This is a genomic window from Pelotalea chapellei, from assembly GCF_018531195.1.
GTDB classification, from domain to species: domain Bacteria; phylum Desulfobacterota; class Desulfuromonadia; order Geobacterales; family Pseudopelobacteraceae; genus Pelotalea; species Pelotalea chapellei.
Genome location: NZ_JAHDYS010000006.1, coordinates 146,326 through 161,695 on the forward strand (window position 1 = coordinate 146,326; position 15,370 = coordinate 161,695).

Annotated in this window: 17 protein-coding genes; 3 read left to right on the top strand and 14 right to left on the bottom strand. The window is 48.7% G+C overall.

The genetic code is table 11. The features are described from left to right. Position 1: 1 nt before the first annotated feature. The 6 genes from KJB30_RS08200 to KJB30_RS08225 all read right to left on the bottom strand — a co-directional run bounded on the left by KJB30_RS08200 (position 2) and on the right by KJB30_RS08225 (position 4,800). Positions 2-859 carry a decaprenyl-phosphate phosphoribosyltransferase gene (locus KJB30_RS08200; protein ID WP_214297875.1) on the bottom strand — a complete coding sequence of 286 codons (858 nt, stop codon included), beginning with the start codon at positions 857-859 and terminating at the stop codon, positions 2-4. A 41-nt stretch (positions 860-900) separates the two neighbouring features. Further along, positions 901-1,737, bottom strand: coding sequence for an HDOD domain-containing protein (locus tag KJB30_RS08205; RefSeq protein WP_214297877.1), 837 nt, complete (start codon positions 1,735-1,737; stop codon positions 901-903). A 121-nt stretch (positions 1,738-1,858) separates the two neighbouring features. Then, positions 1,859-2,719, bottom strand: a complete 861-nt coding sequence (locus tag KJB30_RS08210) for an ATP-binding protein (RefSeq protein ID WP_214297879.1) — start codon at positions 2,717-2,719, stop codon at positions 1,859-1,861. Positions 2,720-2,743: 24 nt separating this feature from the next. Next, positions 2,744-3,145, bottom strand: coding sequence for a hypothetical protein (locus KJB30_RS08215; RefSeq protein ID WP_214297881.1), 402 nt, complete (start codon positions 3,143-3,145; stop codon positions 2,744-2,746). A 21-nt stretch (positions 3,146-3,166) separates the two neighbouring features. After that, complete coding sequence (locus KJB30_RS08220; RefSeq protein ID WP_214297883.1) at positions 3,167-3,673, bottom strand: hypothetical protein; 507 nt, start codon at positions 3,671-3,673, stop codon at positions 3,167-3,169. A gap of 26 nt (positions 3,674-3,699) precedes the next feature. After that, positions 3,700-4,800 carry an aminopeptidase gene (locus KJB30_RS08225; RefSeq protein WP_214297885.1) on the bottom strand — a complete coding sequence of 367 codons (1,101 nt, stop codon included), beginning with the start codon at positions 4,798-4,800 and terminating at the stop codon, positions 3,700-3,702. 103 nt (positions 4,801-4,903) lie between these two features. On the opposite strand from KJB30_RS08225, the gene dut reads away from it, so the two are divergent. After that, positions 4,904-5,368: a dUTP diphosphatase gene (gene dut, locus KJB30_RS08230; RefSeq protein WP_214297887.1), complete on the top strand. Its 465-nt coding sequence runs from the start codon at positions 4,904-4,906 to the stop codon at positions 5,366-5,368. Between the two features lie 3 nt (positions 5,369-5,371). Here the strand turns inward: dut and KJB30_RS08235 are convergent, their stop codons facing one another. Continuing rightward, entirely contained in the window at positions 5,372-6,631 is a 1,260-nt protein-coding gene (locus KJB30_RS08235) for a M16 family metallopeptidase (protein WP_214297889.1), read from the bottom strand. Positions 6,632-6,762: 131 nt separating this feature from the next. On the opposite strand from KJB30_RS08235, the gene rfbC reads away from it, so the two are divergent. Then, entirely contained in the window at positions 6,763-7,308 is a 546-nt protein-coding gene (gene rfbC, locus KJB30_RS08240; protein WP_214297891.1) for a dTDP-4-dehydrorhamnose 3,5-epimerase, read from the top strand. A gap of 346 nt (positions 7,309-7,654) precedes the next feature. Here rfbC and KJB30_RS08245 read toward each other — a convergent pair whose 3' ends face one another. The 4 genes from KJB30_RS08245 to KJB30_RS08260 are packed head-to-tail and all read right to left on the bottom strand — an operon-like array spanning position 7,655 to position 10,663. Then, complete coding sequence (locus KJB30_RS08245; RefSeq protein ID WP_214297893.1) at positions 7,655-8,488, bottom strand: metal ABC transporter permease; 834 nt, start codon at positions 8,486-8,488, stop codon at positions 7,655-7,657. A gap of 2 nt (positions 8,489-8,490) precedes the next feature. Next, positions 8,491-9,243 (bottom strand): metal ABC transporter ATP-binding protein, encoded by a 753-nt coding sequence (locus KJB30_RS08250; protein ID WP_214297895.1) that lies wholly within the window; start codon positions 9,241-9,243, stop codon positions 8,491-8,493. Next, a complete protein-coding gene (locus KJB30_RS08255) occupies positions 9,228-10,202 on the bottom strand; it encodes a metal ABC transporter solute-binding protein, Zn/Mn family (protein ID WP_214297897.1) in 975 nt (324 codons plus the stop codon). The genes KJB30_RS08250 and KJB30_RS08255 overlap by 16 nt, the downstream gene beginning before the upstream one ends. Further along, complete coding sequence (locus KJB30_RS08260; RefSeq protein ID WP_214297899.1) at positions 10,199-10,663, bottom strand: Fur family transcriptional regulator; 465 nt, start codon at positions 10,661-10,663, stop codon at positions 10,199-10,201. Before KJB30_RS08260 ends, KJB30_RS08255 begins: the two co-directional genes overlap by 4 nt. Before the next feature lie 132 nt (positions 10,664-10,795). Here KJB30_RS08260 and KJB30_RS08265 point away from each other — a divergent pair, with 132 nt between their 5' ends. Continuing rightward, complete coding sequence (locus KJB30_RS08265) at positions 10,796-11,068, top strand: YkgJ family cysteine cluster protein (RefSeq protein ID WP_214297901.1); 273 nt, start codon at positions 10,796-10,798, stop codon at positions 11,066-11,068. A 221-nt stretch (positions 11,069-11,289) separates the two neighbouring features. Here KJB30_RS08265 and KJB30_RS08270 read toward each other — a convergent pair whose 3' ends face one another. The 3 genes from KJB30_RS08270 to pyrG all read right to left on the bottom strand — a co-directional run bounded on the left by KJB30_RS08270 (position 11,290) and on the right by pyrG (position 15,370). Then, the gene (locus tag KJB30_RS08270; protein WP_214297903.1) at positions 11,290-12,816 is read right to left on the bottom strand and encodes a Ppx/GppA phosphatase family protein; all 1,527 of its coding nucleotides are present in this window, start codon (positions 12,814-12,816) and stop codon (positions 11,290-11,292) included. A 124-nt stretch (positions 12,817-12,940) separates the two neighbouring features. Next, a complete protein-coding gene (gene kdsA, locus KJB30_RS08275) occupies positions 12,941-13,759 on the bottom strand; it encodes a 3-deoxy-8-phosphooctulonate synthase (RefSeq protein WP_214297905.1) in 819 nt (272 codons plus the stop codon). Positions 13,760-13,762: 3 nt separating this feature from the next. After that, on the bottom strand, positions 13,763-15,370 hold the full coding sequence (gene pyrG, locus KJB30_RS08280; protein WP_214297907.1) for a CTP synthase: 1,608 nt from the start codon (positions 15,368-15,370) through the stop codon (positions 13,763-13,765).

Sequence of the window (15,370 nt, forward strand, 5' to 3'; positions counted from 1 at the left end):
CTCATGTTCCGTAGATCCCCCATCCGACCATGATCGCCCAAACCAGACCCGTCGCAAATAAAGGCCCGTCTTTCAGCAGTGACTCCGTAGGATCGCCACTGCTACCGGACTGAATCCTGATCATGTAGCGCATCAGACCAAAACAGCACAAAGGTACTGTATAAAGCAGCAGAGAAGAATTTTTCGAAATTGCGTACATGGCGTAGGTCACCAATACGGCAGCAGCGCTCATGCACATTAGTCCCTGCAGAAAGCCCCTTGGATACATGTCCAGTACCTTGCGATGCCTGACTGCAGTAGCACCGAGGCGTTTCTTTTCACTAAAACGCTTACCTGTACTCAAAAAAAACGAAAGCAGAAAAACTGTTAGAAACAGCCATTCCGAGATCGTAACATTGAACGCCACTCCACCGGCTTTAAGCCTCAGCATAAAACCTGACGAGATACAAAATAAATCAATCAGGGCATACTCTTTGAGCTTGAATGTGTAAGCCAATGAAATCAGTATATACAGAGCCAGGCAGAGCATAAAGCTGGCAGGAAGGTATGCTGAAGCTAGTGATATGCCACTGCTAATCAGACAGATGGCAAGCAGCAACGCGGCTGGAATAGACACACGGCCAGTAGGTAATGGTCGGTTGCATTTCTCAGGGTGATGGCTGTCATTACTGATGTCCAGGATATCGTTAATGATATAGATAGCACTGGAAACCATACAGAAGATTGCCAAGGGTAAGATGCCGGCAGCAATATTGGATTGCAGCAGAGTACCGCCAAGAAAGGGGGGAAAATACAGCATCAGATTTTTCAGCCACTGGCGCGGCCGCAGCAGCTGAATATAAGGGACAAAGCTATGCATGAGCAGTTAGATATCCATCCTCACAACAACAGCAAAGATCGTTATACTTCCTCATCCCTTGCCTCATCCATCAATGCCAATAGCTCGGCAATCTGAAAGTCGCTGATGCCCAATATCTCGGCTTCAAGAGTTCCTGCCAACTTCAGTTCCGGTTCATGTACAAGTCCGAACCCGTTACGGTGACATACCATGTTGATAAAACGCACAATGGCAAGCATCTTGTTATCGGTATCCCATGCATCCGCATGATGAGCGCTGATAACCTCACTGTACATGGCAGGAAAATTCCAGTGCTGTACCAGGCGCACTCCCTGTTCGACATGCATGACTTCAAAAATTTCCAGCACCAGTTCATCGTCAAACATGGAGTTAATCACACCCGCTTTGACCAGCCGTTCGACAGCCTTGAGCAGGTAGAGTTTGCCGACATCATGCAGCAGAGCGGCCAAATAGCTTTCATCTGCCGCACCGCGCATACCGCAGTTAAGCGCCAGCCATCGAGCCCCCAGAGCGCTGCAGTGACTATGTTGCCAAAGCGCCTTCATGCTGCTGTCAAGGGTAGGATTGTCGGATGCATGGGCAGCGGCCTGGGAGGCGGCAATGGCTATATTGATGACCGACTGGGCTCCAAGGCGAACAACGGCCTCTTTGATGGTAGCAACCTTGGTACGCCCCATGTACATGGGAGAGTTTGCCATTTTAAGCATCTGAATGGCAAGCGCCATATCCTCATTAGCAACACGGGCAACCTCATCAACTGTGAAATCATAGTTGGAAAGCATACGCTGGAGCTTGAGAGCAACAGGATGAAAAATAGGCAGCTCTATTGGTTGTGAGGCCAGCAGTTTACGCACAGTTTGCGGCAGTTCGGTCCCCATTACATTCTCCCTTCAGAAGCAACTGTAGATCATTCTTCTGGCGTGCCGACACAAGTTACACGAGGTCACACATGTTACGGCATTTGGGCAATACCGGCAAAAGAATAAATTTTTCAGGCTCCTAACCTTTTTCCAGACGCAGACGCCCTTCCAGATCATCGATGAACTGGCGGGCCGAGCGTCCACTTCTCCTGGCAGTGTACATGCACCATTTCAAGGCTTTATCACATAAAATTTCATCAGAAATATAAATCTTCCTCAACTTTGCATAGTGACGAACAATCGCGAGATATTCATTCTGATCGAATCTGTAAAATCCAAAACAGAGGCCGAAACGATCAGACAAGGCCAGCTTTTCACCAACCGCTTCCTCAGGATGAATTTCTTCATCGTTCAGGGAATCATGAGCCCGTTCCGGCATAAGGTGGCGTCTGTTCGATGTGGCGTAGATCAGAACATTTGCAGGTCTTTCTTCAATATCGCCATCCAGCAGGGTTTTAAGAGCGCGGAAATCTCCTTCCCCTTCATCAAAAGAAAGATCATCACAAAACAGTAAAAAATAGCAGGAAGAGTTCCGTAACTGAGCAACTATCTGTGGCAGGGACATTATGTCCCACCGCTTAAGTTCAACAATGCGCAGACCCTTTGGACCAAATGGCTTTAAGAGTCCCTTGACCAGAGAAGATTTGCCACAGCCCCTCTCCCCCCACAACAGGACATTGTTCGCGGGAAGACCGTTAACGAATTGAGCGGTATTGCGAACTACCTCTTCGCGGATGTCATTGATACCGACAAGCTCATTAAGATCGACCAGATGGGGATGAGCTACGGGAACAAGCCGGCCTGTCTCCCCTGCCCTTTCCCAGCGGAAGGCGTGGTAATGTTCGAAATCAGGAATCTCTGCCAACGGGGGAGTCAAGCGATCGACGAGCAGGTTGATTTTTTGAAGCAGAACCTCAAGTGCGGCATCAGAAACAGGCATGGAACCTTCTATTCATCTGGAATCTCAGCACCCACAACCGCAGTTATGGCAGACTTTTCGAAACTCGTTGGCAGGGGCAATGGTTTCAGGGGCAAAGGCAATGCGTTTGACAGCAATTTTCAGGTCTTCCAGGATATCAAGGTGTTCACTCTTGCCGATAATGTGCCCGATGCATTGATTGGTGTGGCCAGCCTCAGGCGAGGATATCTTCAGGGCATTTAACAAATCTGCGTAACTGTTGATGCAGATTTCAACCTCTCTGTTACGCAAAAGATGAAGTTTCACCCCGAGTTTTTCCATTTCATTGGCAAGATTCTCAAAACACAGCTTAAATTCCTGCCCATCGAAATCAAAAAACCAATCTTTACGAAGATGTTTTTGATTCAATATTGTCACAGTGACAGGTTTTAATGCCGTAAATGCCATTTCTCGGTCCGCCTTTTAGTATTATTCAGCCCTTAGTGGACATTCCGCTTCCCATGCAATATAGCCGTCACCATGGATAGCGAGAAAACTGTTTATCCGTTGCTGGTAGTAGTCGTTTTGATGCGCTTCATCCTCCATTACAGCCAACTCTTCGGACGAAATAAAATGTTCAAGATGAAGAAAACGATAAAAATGACTGATAGCTTCGAGGTGCCGAGCCAATACATTCATATCAGGATCGAGAGTATTGGTAATAAACCAGGTAGCAGCAAAACGTCTGACAATGCCAGGCTTGGGACACACTACATTCTGTCTGGCAAAATCAAGCAGGTAGTCGCGCAGATAAAGATCGGCACTATAGGCAAGGTCAGAGGCATGCTGAAGTTCCAAGCCACTGTCCTGAAGGTGCTGGTAAAATTGCTGCAACAGAGTCTGGCAGCGTTCATCTACACGGACTTCTTCTTCGATGGTGGCAAAATCAAAATCATCATGTTCGAATTCAACGATCGGTTTATGTACTTCTGTCATAAATACCTCTTTGCGGCCTTGAAATGTTATTCAGGATTCAATTCAAGCAGTTCATTGTGGACGAAAAATCCATTTTTCTGGATCAATACATCGTCAAACCAGATCTCTCCATCACTGAGTATCCTGACAAGGTCCCAGTGTACTGCGGAACGATTGCCGTTATCACATTCATCATATGCTTCGCCAGGCGTGAAGTGAATCGAGCCAAAGATTTTTTCATCGAAAAGGATGTTGCGCATGGGCTGGCGAATGCCGGGATTGATACCCAGTGAAAACTCACCTATGTAACGGGCCCCCTCATCAGTATCCAAAATCTGGTTGAGCATGGCAGTCATATCGCCCCCTGCACTGGCGTCCACTATTTTGCCATCCTTGAATTCAAAGCGAACAGAGTTGAATTCTTTACCCTGGTAGATGCTGGGACAGTTGTAGGTAATATGTCCTTGAACAGAATCTTTGACCGGCGCAGTGAAAACCTCACCGTCCGGCATATTAAAACGACCGTCACATTTTATTCCCGGCAATCCGGCAATACTAAAAGACAAGTCAGTGTCTGGAGCCACAATACGAACATGATTGGTTTCATCGATTAATTTCTTTAGTTTATCCTGCTTGCGGGATTCTTCATTCCAATCAATACAACAAGCGGAGAAAAGATAGTCCTCATATTCATCCAAGCTCATCCTTGCTTCCTGAGCCGCGGCATTGGTTGGAAAACGAGTCACCACCCAGCGCGTATGCTTGACACGCTGGTCCACCAGCGGCTTGGTAATTTTCTGGTAAGCCACCATGGCTTCTTGACGTGCATTGGCCATGACCATGGAGTTATTACCGGCAGAGATGCCTATATAAACGGTAACGGTTTTATAGAAATCCAACTTGTGCTGGGGAAAATAGCCCAACTGCTGATCACTGGCGTTATTGTAAAAATTCCGATCTATTTCAGGAACTGAAAAAGAATATTCCACATAGGCTGCACCGCGCTGCAGGCAAAGGGCATACAGCTCCTTGACCAATGGCATAGCTTCGAAACCAGCGGCGCTGATCAGAACTACGTCCCCCTCTTTTACACGAGTCGAGTAATCCACAAGAATTTGAGCAAACTGGACAACACGCTGATCTGTCATAATAGAGGCCCTCCTTGCAATCAGGTTTTACTTTGTATTTTAGCCCTGTTCAAGTATTCTGTCGCGCACTGGCAGGATATCATTTTGAAATTCGGGAATTTACATGAACAGTCATAAAATTGAAACCAAAATCATGAATCCTCTGATGGGCACAGCCATACCTCTACCAAGCTATGCGACTAACGGTTCCGCAGCTATGGATTTGCGCGCGTGCCTTGAGAGCTCCAGAACAATTCTTCCAGGAGAAACTGTTCTCATTCCCAGTGGCATTGCTATCAGCATTCATGACCCTGGGCTTGTGGCACTGCTGGTCCCACGCTCGGGGCTGGGCATCAGGCACGGTATCATACTGGCCAATTGTATCGGTGTAATTGATTCCGACTACCAGGGGGAGATTGGCGTTGGCATTTACAACCGTGGTACCGAACCCTATATCGTTGAGCCTGGTGAGCGTATCTGCCAGATGATGTTCATGCCGGTAACCCAGGCGGCATTGGAAGTGGTGCAGGAATTCAGCCAGGAAAGCGTGCGTGGTGCAGGGGGATTTGGTCACACAGGAAGAGATTGAAATCTACAGCTTCAGCATGTCAACATTCAGACCGAGACCTTTGGTCTTTCCCATTACTTCAAGATTAAGACAGGTACCATCAAACAATTCACTCCCCAACCGTTGAATATCGTCAGAAGTAACGGCATCAAACTCATCCAGAATTTCTTCCACCGATTGATGCCGCTGCAAGTATATCTCGTTCTTGGCCAGGCGCGTCATCAGGTTATCGCTGCTTTCCAGTGACATGAGCAGCTTTCCCTTTAACTGTTCCCTGGCAGAATCGAGCTCATCCTGGGGTACTTTTTCCAGTTTCAGTCGCGCCATTTCACTCAACGCGATGGCAACCACTTCACGGCACTGTTTCTGTTCAGAACCGGCATACACCACCAAAGAACCTGAATCGGCGTGTGAAATAACATAGGAATACACCGAATAGGCCAGACCTTTCTTTTCCCTGACCTCCTGAAAAAGCCGTGAACTCATGCCTCCACCAAGAATGGTATTGAGCAGGAACAGGGCAAAACGGTCAGGATGGTTTTGTGAAAGAGCGCGGGCCCCCAGACAGATCAGGGTTTGTTCCAGATCGCGTTCATAAAGATTTACTCGTTTTCCGTTATGTAAAACCTTTGGCTGCGACTGCGGTACCCATTCGGACGTCAAAAGTGAAAAAGCCTCTTCCACCAGGCCGACAAGTTCCTCGTGATGTACGTTGCCGGCAGCAGAGATGATAATATCTTCGGGACGGTAACGGCTCTGTTTGTAACTGATTATATCTTCACGGGTAAGAGCTCCAACCGTTTCCTCAGTTCCAAGAATTGAAAAGCCGAGAGGATGGCCTGCCCAGAAGTTCTGATGGTACTGGTCATGGATGTATTCATCCGGCGAGTCATCCCGCATCTTTATCTCCTGCAGGATAACATTGCGCTCCCGCTCCAATTCGTCGGCCGGAAAAGTGGAATGCAGAAAGATATCGGTTAGCAGGTCCGTAACGCGGGGCATGAACTTTGCCAATATTTTGGCATAGTAGCAGACATATTCATGGCTGGTGAAGGCATTCAGGATGCCTCCCATTGAATCAATTTCAAGAGAGATTTGCCGCGCGGTGCGTCGTTTGGTACCCTTGAACAGCATGTGTTCGATAAAATGAGCAACACCGTTATTTTCCGATGACTCGTTGCGGGTGCCGTTAGCCACCCAGATTCCGATGGAAACAGTATGCATGTAATGTATGTGGTGGGTAATGACGCGAACACCGTTGCTCATGACAGTTGAAGTTATCATGGTGTCGATAATACCTCGCTTTAAACAAAAAGCCAACCTTTGGAACTCTCCACGCGAAAAGTATAACTTGCAGTTCCCGATGTTAATTTGTTAAAAATGACCTTCGCTGATGTTGTTAACAGGAGCTTCCCATGACCATTACCCAAACCAGCATTCCTGAAGTTCTTGTTATTGAACCCAAAGTTTTCGGGGATGATCGCGGTTTCTTCTTTGAGAGCTTCAATGAACGTCTCTGGCACGAACTTACCGGCCTTACCGTCCGTTTTGTGCAGCATAACCACTCCCGCTCAGCGGGTGGAGTCCTGAGGGGACTACATTATCAGATCCAGCACCCCCAGGGAAAACTTGTACGAGTGATCAAGGGTGAAGTCTACGATGTAGCAGTGGACCTGCGCCGCAGTTCACCTACCTGCGGCCGTTGGTTTGGCACCACCCTCTCTGAAGCCAACAAGCGTCAAATGTGGGTTCCTCCCGGCTTCGGCCATGGATTTTGCGTTACCTCGGACGAGGCTGAATTTCTCTACTTGACCACCGATTTTTGGTCTCCTGAACATGAACGCTGCATTGCCTGGAATGATCCTGAGTTGGCCATCAACTGGCCATTATCAGGGGAACCGATATTGTCTGTCAAAGACCGTGTCGCACCTTTATTAAAGGAAGCAGAATTATTTCCATGAAGATCCATTCCTCAGCAACGACAACGCGGCCTCCTGTCGTATCTATCTAAAACAATCAAGAACAATATCCTTCCTCCACTGCTCATACCAACTGTTGATCCTGCTGATTTTCATCAATGGGCCTGCAATTCCTGATCTGGTATTTCATGGGATTATCTCTCTCCCACAATACTCGGCTGGGCATCGGACACATTTCGGGGATGGCAATCTTTGCCAGGGATTATAGGGAGAATGGGTATATTGGGCTGCCTTGGAGCCAGCGCACGTGCGGAGCCAATCTGCATGAAACTGCTGCTAGGGCTTTTGGAAAGCATCAAAATGGCATGCGTTCGCAAATAAAACTTGGTTAATTACTGCGTTTGGGATCCAGCAGATAACGCGCCAGGAAAGCACATCCGAAACACGCCAGATTGAGCAATACAACCGTTGCGCTGGTGGGGAGGTTGGTAACGAAGGAAACAAAGATGCCGGCAATAACAGAAGAACAGCCTTGAATGGCGGACATACAGACGCAGGCCTTGAAACTGCGGGCCAATTGCAGGGCCGAGGCAGCTGGCAGAATAAGCAGCGATGAGATCAACATGATTCCAACAAGTTTCATAGCCAGGACTACGGAGAGTGCGGTAAGCAATACCAGCACAGCGCTTATCAGATTGGTGCGTATGCCGGAGACGCGGGCCATCTCCTCACTCAGAGTCACAGCCAGTAATTCGTGGTAAAAAAGAAGCATTAAAACCATCACGATGCAAAAGAGGCCGGCAGCAATAAAGACCTCTTCCTGGGTAATGGAGAGGATGTTGCCGAACAGATAACTGAGCAGATCGACGTTATACCCTCCCCCAACGCTTGCCAGAATGATTCCTGCTGAAATCCCTACTGACGAAACAATACCGATTGCAGCATCCCCGCTCAGACGTGCTTTCTCTGTCAGCTTGAGAATTCCAAGGGATGAAAGCAGCACGATGGGAAGTGATACCAGAAGAGCAGAGGCGGAATAAAGTTTCAAGGCAAGGGCTATGGCTGCGCTGCCAAAGGTCACGTGAGCCAAACCATCACCGATCAGAGACATTCGCCGCAGCACCAGAAAAACTCCCAATACCGAGCAGAGCAGCGCAATCAGAGTACCGGCGACCAATGCGCGTTGAATAAAACCGTATGTAAGTATTTCCACGAGATCCATAATCAGTGCCGGTGACACATAATGTGTTGTGAATGCTCTCCAAACAGCTCGGACATCTCCGGTGACAAACAGAATTCATCGAAGCTGCCGAAAAACAGCAGGCGCTTGTCAAGATAGAGCATTTTGGAAGCGTGCTGACCAATGGCACCTGTGTCATGGGTTACCAGGAGAACTGTTACTCCGCGGGTACGGTTAATATCTGCAATAATGCGATAGAAACGCTCACGTGTTTCAGGATCAAGTGCAGCTGTCGGCTCATCGAGTATCAACAACTCCGGCTCATTGACCAATGCACGTGCCAGCAGGACCCGTTGCTGCTGCCCACCGGAAAGTTCTCCTATCAGCTTGCTTTTCAGGTCACTGACACCCAATTCTTCAAGCATACGTTCAACAGTTTCATGGTCATGACGGTTCAACCTGCGGGGAAACCGTTTACGTGAAAGCAGTCCGAGAGCGACTGTTTCAGCAACGGTGGCGGGAAATACCGGATTGTACATCCCAAGGTTCTGAGGGAGATATCCGATCCTGCCCCACTCGTCGAAGCGTGAGCAGGGAACACCGAACAGGGAAGCTGATCCGCTACAGATGGTGCACAGCCCGATCAAGGCACGCACCAGGGAACTTTTGCCGGATCCGTTAGGCCCCACAATGCCGACATAGTCACCGGCCTCAATCGAGAATGAGATATCCTCCAGGACCTGACCCACACGGTAACTGACGCCAAGACGTTCGACCCTGACTACTTCGTGCGACATGCCAGCCCCTTTTTCAGATTTGCCAGGTTCTCATCCATCAAACCGATGAATGTGGCTCCGCGCTGAAAATCCTCCCTGCTCAGGTTATGTGCACCATGCAATTTCAGGATAGCAACTCCCGCCTCGGCGGCCAGTATTTCTGTGATGCGCGGAGAAAGCAGTTCCTCTGCAAACAGATAATGGGCACCCGATTGGCGTATCAACCTCACCATGTTGGCCATTGCAGCAGCAGATGGCTCAGACTCGGAAGAAACTCCGCTCAGGGAGCGATAGGAGAGACCATAGCGGTGAGCAAGATATCCGAAGGTGAAATGCCCTCCATGCAGCAGAGTCCTTGTCTCGCACAAAGCCAGTCCTTCGCGGTAGCGTGTATCCAGGTCAAGGAGTGCTTTCTTCAGAGCAGTGGCATTCTTCACGTAATAACCTGCGTTGGCCGGGTCAGCTGACACACATCCCGCCAGAATTGAGTCAACCATGATGGCGGCATTGTCGAAATCAAGCCATATATGTGGGTCAATTTTTTCAGCTCCATCATGTGCATTATGGACATGGCCATCGCCATCGTTTGCGGCTTTCAGGTACTGAACTTTGGTTCCGGATTCAATCACTTCAAACTTCTTATGATCGACTCCCTTAATTATCCTTGCGGCCCAGGGTTCCATGGATGGATTGGTGTAAATAAACAAGGAAGACCGACCGATTCGCATGATGTCGTCCGGCTTGGGCTCGAAGCTGTGGGGATCACTGCCTGGCGGCAGCAGCAGAGAGACACCTCCACGGTTACCCACAATCGTTCTTGTGAAATCGTAGATCGGGAAGAGCGTAGCAACGACCTGCAGCTTTCCCTTGTCATTTTTGGCCTGGATGTCATTACTGCGTGAACATCCCTGTACAACAAGAAGCATGAGGGTAAAACAGATGAAATAGGTTGTAATTCTTTGAGAGTGGATGCCTGTCATTTTGCTGTCAGCTCTTTTCCTGGTGCGGCTTCTGCAGCCAGACTGCAGGCAGCACAGATACCGTTGATTTGAAGGATATGGGATGTAACCCGGGCTCCTGAACGCGCTGACAGATCACGGGCAACAGCATCAAAACCGCAGAGTTCAACATCCTCAACCTGCCGGCATGCTTCGCACACAAAGTGATGATGATGCTCCGGATTTGGACAGAGGAAATAGTACTGCTTACGGTCAGCCATGAATATTCTGGAAACAACCCCAGCTTCGGAGAGTTCATCGAGAATGCGGTACACGGTGGGAAGACCAATCTGCGACAATCGCGGCTTGAGACGATGCCATACCTGATCGGCTGAAAGAAAAGAGGGTTCGTCAGCCAAACATCCGATAACTTCAACACGTTTTGGAGTTATTTTCAGTTTCAAATCTTTCAGGATTTGATGCGCCTGCAACCTGTCCATCATCAGCCTTCCATGTAAACAGAAATATTTTTTATTTGTACAGTTTATCGCTGTTTTGGTCAAGTGCAATAGCTTCCTGCGTTTTAAACGACAGCGCGATGTTGTATATTCAAATCAACTGTGTAAGGGAAAGCTATGAATGAAACGACAATAAAAGAGTGCCGCAGCGACTGTGCGGCCTGCTGCATAGCACCATCAATTTCTTCATCAGTACCAGGCATGGAGAAGGGCAAACCGGCAGGAACACCATGCATCCAGCTGACACCAGATCTGCGGTGCAGTCTCTTCGGTGATCCTTCCCGCCCTTCAGTCTGCAGCAGCTTGTGTCCCAGTGAAGAGATGTGCGGCACTACCCGGCAGGACGCTTTGGAATATCTTGAAAGACTTGAAATACTGACCCGGCCATAATTATTGCACTAACAGGTTGTTGAAAAACGTCATGAGGAGGCCGAAATGCAAGGCGCAAGCCAGCGAAAAGCCGAGGCGTACTTGCTTGTACGTTGAGGTTTTGAGCGAGTGGCAACGCCGCAGATTGGCCCCGCAGTAGATTTTCAACAACCTGTTATTGAACTAAAAAGGCTGAAGGATTCTATTCCCCCAGCCTTACCACCTCACACGCCAGCAACTCGTTATCCGGTTATAAGCTTGACCTGACAAACGAAAGATTTTTCGAATAAGTCTCGCTTTGCGTTACCTCCAAAAATTTCTACCGATATATCTTCTGTTCCCAGCAATTTAAAGGTATAGACATCACCACTTCTATTGAGGTCAACCACTTCCACTAGGCCACTACGACGTCGATCAAGCCCGTCAGCCAGGCGTAAAATCCCCCCAAGACGATTGACGAGGAGACGATCCTTGTCATTCAACTGGCTGAACTCGGCATGTTTCTTTTTAGGTAACGCCTTGCGGTGGTAGCGGGCAATCTGGGCAATGATTTCGCGTTCTCGTGGGGTAAAGCCAAAAAGATCAGCGTGACGGATCAAATGGTACGAGTGTTTATGGTGACTGTTGTAGCTGATGAAATAACCGATATCATGCAGCAGTGCCGCAGCCTCAAGCATGCGGCGCTCACTCTTCTTAAGAACCGATTCCTCGGCCACCCGTTCAAATATCGCCAGGGCAAGATTGGCAACATGACGAGAATGAGATTCGTCATAATGGCAAGAGCGGGCAAACTCCAGTACCGAGGTACGCCAAGTGCGTTGGGAGCCATTCTGCATTATACCCATTCGTTTAATGGCTTTAAGTATCAAGCCTTCGCGGATGCCGCGTTCATTAACCTGCAGTAGATTGGCACCGAAAAATTTCATCAGTTCATCTACCACACCCAATCCGGCGACAATAATGTCAGCGCGTTCAGGATTGAGACCGGGCACGACTCGTCTGGCTTTGACATCTTTACGCATCAGCATGGCCAGAAGATGCACTACTTCAGATCGCAATACTTCATATCCATGCACGGAGGTGAAGTCCTGTTGCCTCATGTTCATGACCATTCCGCCGAGAGAAGTTATGGTCCCTCCGGAACCTATAAAACTCTGAACCACAACCCTTTCGCCGGTGAAAACCTTTTTGAGCTCGTTCCTGACATGGCGTCTGAAATCATCATAATCGCTCATTCTGATCGGGTCAGAAGTAAAGAATTGCTCAGTCATTAGCACAGCACCCAGATCGAGGGAAAAGTATTCTTCAATATGATTCCCTAGTGCAAATACGATCTCAACGCTACCGCCACCGATATCAATCATGGCATAACGCTTCCCGCTCATATCGAAGTTGTACAAAGCTGAAATGGCAGCCAGTTCGGCCTCTTCCTGACCTGAAATAACGTTTATCTCACGCCCAAGTCCCTGGCTCAGATCATCCACAAGAGCACGACCGTTGAGAGCATTTCGAATTGCACTGGTAGCAACAGCCACTACTTCATCAACATTAAAGCCTTCAATAAGCTTTTGAATCCGGCCGACTGCATCAACCGCCCTGCCGCAGGCCACTGGTGATATCAGGCCGCTTTTGCTCAGATTCTCCCCAAGGCGCACCGTAGCCTTTTCGTCATCCAGCACGGTAAATTTGCCTTGCGGATCAACTTCCACCACAATGCAGCGAATTGAATTTGTCCCAATATCGATAGCGGCCAGGCGGGTCTTTTTCATTATTTCCTCGCAAAATACTGATTTGGAAGAGGACTCAGACAACTCTAGATATTTTAACAGCTCTACAAAAAAAGGACCATGCATGCTTGCAGGTCCTTTTTTCGTTCAGAATTTTGTGACGCAACTATTTAACCAGAATATCAATGGATTTAAGAGTTTTGAGCAAAGCCGGAAGATCCGCAAGATCTATGGAATTGGGACCATCGCAGAGCGCTTTATCAGGGTTTTCATGAACTTCCATGAAGATGCCGTCAATCCCCGTGGCAACCGCCGCACGGGAAAGATATTCTACATATTCACGCTGGCCTCCCGAACTTCCTCCCTGGCCACCAGGAAGCTGCACACTATGAGTGGCGTCAAAAACAACCGGATAACCGGTAGAGCGCATAATCGGAAAACTACGCATATCCACGGCGAGGTTGTTATATCCAAAAGAGACGCCGCGTTCGGTGAGAATAATATTTTCATTACCGGTACCGGCTATCTTTGCGGCAACGTTCTTCATATCCCACGGTGCCAGAAACTGGCCTTTCTTGACATTGATAACTTTTCCACTTTTGGCGGCAGCTATAAGAAGATCGGTCTGACGACAGAGAAAAGCAGGAATCTGAAGCACGTCCAGAACTTCGGCTGCCGGCGCAACCTGTTCAATGGAGTGAATGTCCGAAATCACGGGCAGTCCGAGAGATTCCTTGACCTTGGCCAGGATCCGCAGCCCCTCCTCCATGCCCGGGCCACGAAAGGCGCCCAGAGAAGTACGGTTTGCCTTATCATAGGAGGCTTTGAAGATAAGAGGCATTGAGATGCCATTACATATCGTCATCAAACGTTCTGCATGACGCAGGGTAGCCTCTTCCGACTCAATGACACAGGGACCTGCAATCAGGACCAAAGGTTTGTTTGCACCAATCTTCACATTTCCTATTACTATTTCACGGGTCACGAATTACCTCGTATTGCGGTGGACAAGAGCGGCACCGACAAAATTTTTGAAAAGAGGATGTGGAACCAGCGGCTTTGATTTGAACTCGGGATGAAATTGGCAACCAAGGAACCAGGGGTGATCGGGAATTTCAACAACCTCGACCAGATCTTTATCCTTGTAAATACCCGACAGAACCAGACCGTTACTGGTAAGAATATCACGGTAGGCATTATTGAATTCATAACGGTGACGATGACGCTCGGAAATTTCCAGCGTATTATAAGCATCATGGGCAAGGGTCCCTTTGCTCAAAGTGCAAGGATTTGCTCCCAAGCGCATGGTGCCCCCCTTCTTGCTGACCGATTTTTGCTCCTCCATCAGGTGAATTACCGGCTCACCACCATCCTTGCGGAACTCGCTGGAGCAAGCTTCCTTCAGGCCGCAGACATTACGGGCATATTCCAGCACCGCCATCTGCATCCCCAGACAGATACCAAAGAAAGGTATCTTGTGAGTGCGAGCAAATTCGATTGCCTGGACCTTTCCTTCGGTTCCACGCTCTCCGAAACCACCAGGGACCAACACACCGTCAACATCGTCCAGGTGTCCGTCAATACCATCCCGTTCGATTTTTTCAGAATCGATGTACTTGAGGTACACCCGGCAGTCATTGGCAATACCACCATGGGTAAGCGCCTCGGCCAGAGACTTGTAGGATTCTGTCAGATCTACGTATTTACCAACAACGGCGATGCGTACTTCACCATGGCCGGGATGACGCAGCGTTTCGACCACATCATGCCAATGTGTCAGGTCAGGCGCCTTTGTCCAGATATTGAGCTTCTCAACAACCTGCTCATCCAGCTTTTCCTTGTTCAGCGCCAGCGGCACTGCATAGATATGTTCTGCATCCACACAGGGGATGACATTTTTTTCTTCTACATTACAGAACAGCGAAATCTTCTTCCTCATTTCCTGAGGCAGTTCACGTTCACAGCGACAAATCAGAATATCGGGCTGAATACCGATCTTACGCAGTTCCATAACCGAATGTTGTGTCGGCTTGGTTTTTAATTCACCGGCGGTGCGGATGTACGGCACCAGCGTAACATGCACATATAAAGTGTTGCCATGTCCGAGATCGAAACGGAACTGTCGAATGGCTTCAAGAAAAGGAAGCGACTCGATATCGCCCACTGTGCCACCTACCTCGACGATAGCCACGTCCGCACCCTTGGCATTCTCGATAATTTTTGACTTCATCTCATCAGTGATATGAGGAATGACCTGAACGGTCCCCCCCAAATAATCGCCGCGACGTTCCTTTTCAATTACGGAAAAATAGACCTGGCCAGTGGTAAAATTGCTTTTCTTGGAAAGCTTTGCACTGGTATATCGCTCATAATGGCCTAGATCGAGGTCGGTCTCGGCCCCGTCATCGGTGACAAAAACTTCACCATGCTGAAATGGAGACATGGTTCCGGGATCGACATTGATGTAAGGGTCAAGTTTCTGCATGGTAACACGCAGGCCACGTGCTTCCAGTAAAGCGCCCAGAGATGCGGCCGCAAGTCCTTTGCCGATGGAGGACACAACTCCGCCGGTGATGAAGATAAATTTTGTTTTCAT

What these genes read in the sequence shown, in the direction of transcription:
- KJB30_RS08200 (WP_214297875.1), bottom strand. Translation starts at nt 859, where the DNA reads ATGCATAGCTTTGTCCCTTATATTCAGCTGCTGCGGCCGCGCCAGTGG.
- KJB30_RS08205 (WP_214297877.1), bottom strand. Translation starts at nt 1,737, where the DNA reads ATGGGGACCGAACTGCCGCAAACTGTGCGTAAACTGCTGGCCTCACAA.
- KJB30_RS08210 (WP_214297879.1), bottom strand. Translation starts at nt 2,719, where the DNA reads ATGCCTGTTTCTGATGCCGCACTTGAGGTTCTGCTTCAAAAAATCAAC.
- KJB30_RS08215 (WP_214297881.1), bottom strand. Translation starts at nt 3,145, where the DNA reads ATGGCATTTACGGCATTAAAACCTGTCACTGTGACAATATTGAATCAA.
- KJB30_RS08220 (WP_214297883.1), bottom strand. Translation starts at nt 3,673, where the DNA reads ATGACAGAAGTACATAAACCGATCGTTGAATTCGAACATGATGATTTT.
- KJB30_RS08225 (WP_214297885.1), bottom strand. Translation starts at nt 4,800, where the DNA reads ATGACAGATCAGCGTGTTGTCCAGTTTGCTCAAATTCTTGTGGATTAC.
- dut (WP_214297887.1), top strand. Translation starts at nt 4,904, where the DNA reads ATGAACAGTCATAAAATTGAAACCAAAATCATGAATCCTCTGATGGGC.
- KJB30_RS08235 (WP_214297889.1), bottom strand. Translation starts at nt 6,631, where the DNA reads ATGATAACTTCAACTGTCATGAGCAACGGTGTTCGCGTCATTACCCAC.
- rfbC (WP_214297891.1), top strand. Translation starts at nt 6,763, where the DNA reads ATGACCATTACCCAAACCAGCATTCCTGAAGTTCTTGTTATTGAACCC.
- KJB30_RS08245 (WP_214297893.1), bottom strand. Translation starts at nt 8,488, where the DNA reads ATGGATCTCGTGGAAATACTTACATACGGTTTTATTCAACGCGCATTG.
- KJB30_RS08250 (WP_214297895.1), bottom strand. Translation starts at nt 9,243, where the DNA reads ATGTCGCACGAAGTAGTCAGGGTCGAACGTCTTGGCGTCAGTTACCGT.
- KJB30_RS08255 (WP_214297897.1), bottom strand. Translation starts at nt 10,202, where the DNA reads ATGACAGGCATCCACTCTCAAAGAATTACAACCTATTTCATCTGTTTT.
- KJB30_RS08260 (WP_214297899.1), bottom strand. Translation starts at nt 10,663, where the DNA reads ATGATGGACAGGTTGCAGGCGCATCAAATCCTGAAAGATTTGAAACTG.
- KJB30_RS08265 (WP_214297901.1), top strand. Translation starts at nt 10,796, where the DNA reads ATGAATGAAACGACAATAAAAGAGTGCCGCAGCGACTGTGCGGCCTGC.
- KJB30_RS08270 (WP_214297903.1), bottom strand. Translation starts at nt 12,816, where the DNA reads ATGAAAAAGACCCGCCTGGCCGCTATCGATATTGGGACAAATTCAATT.
- pyrG (WP_214297907.1), bottom strand. Translation starts at nt 15,370, where the DNA reads ATGAAAACAAAATTTATCTTCATCACCGGCGGAGTTGTGTCCTCCATC.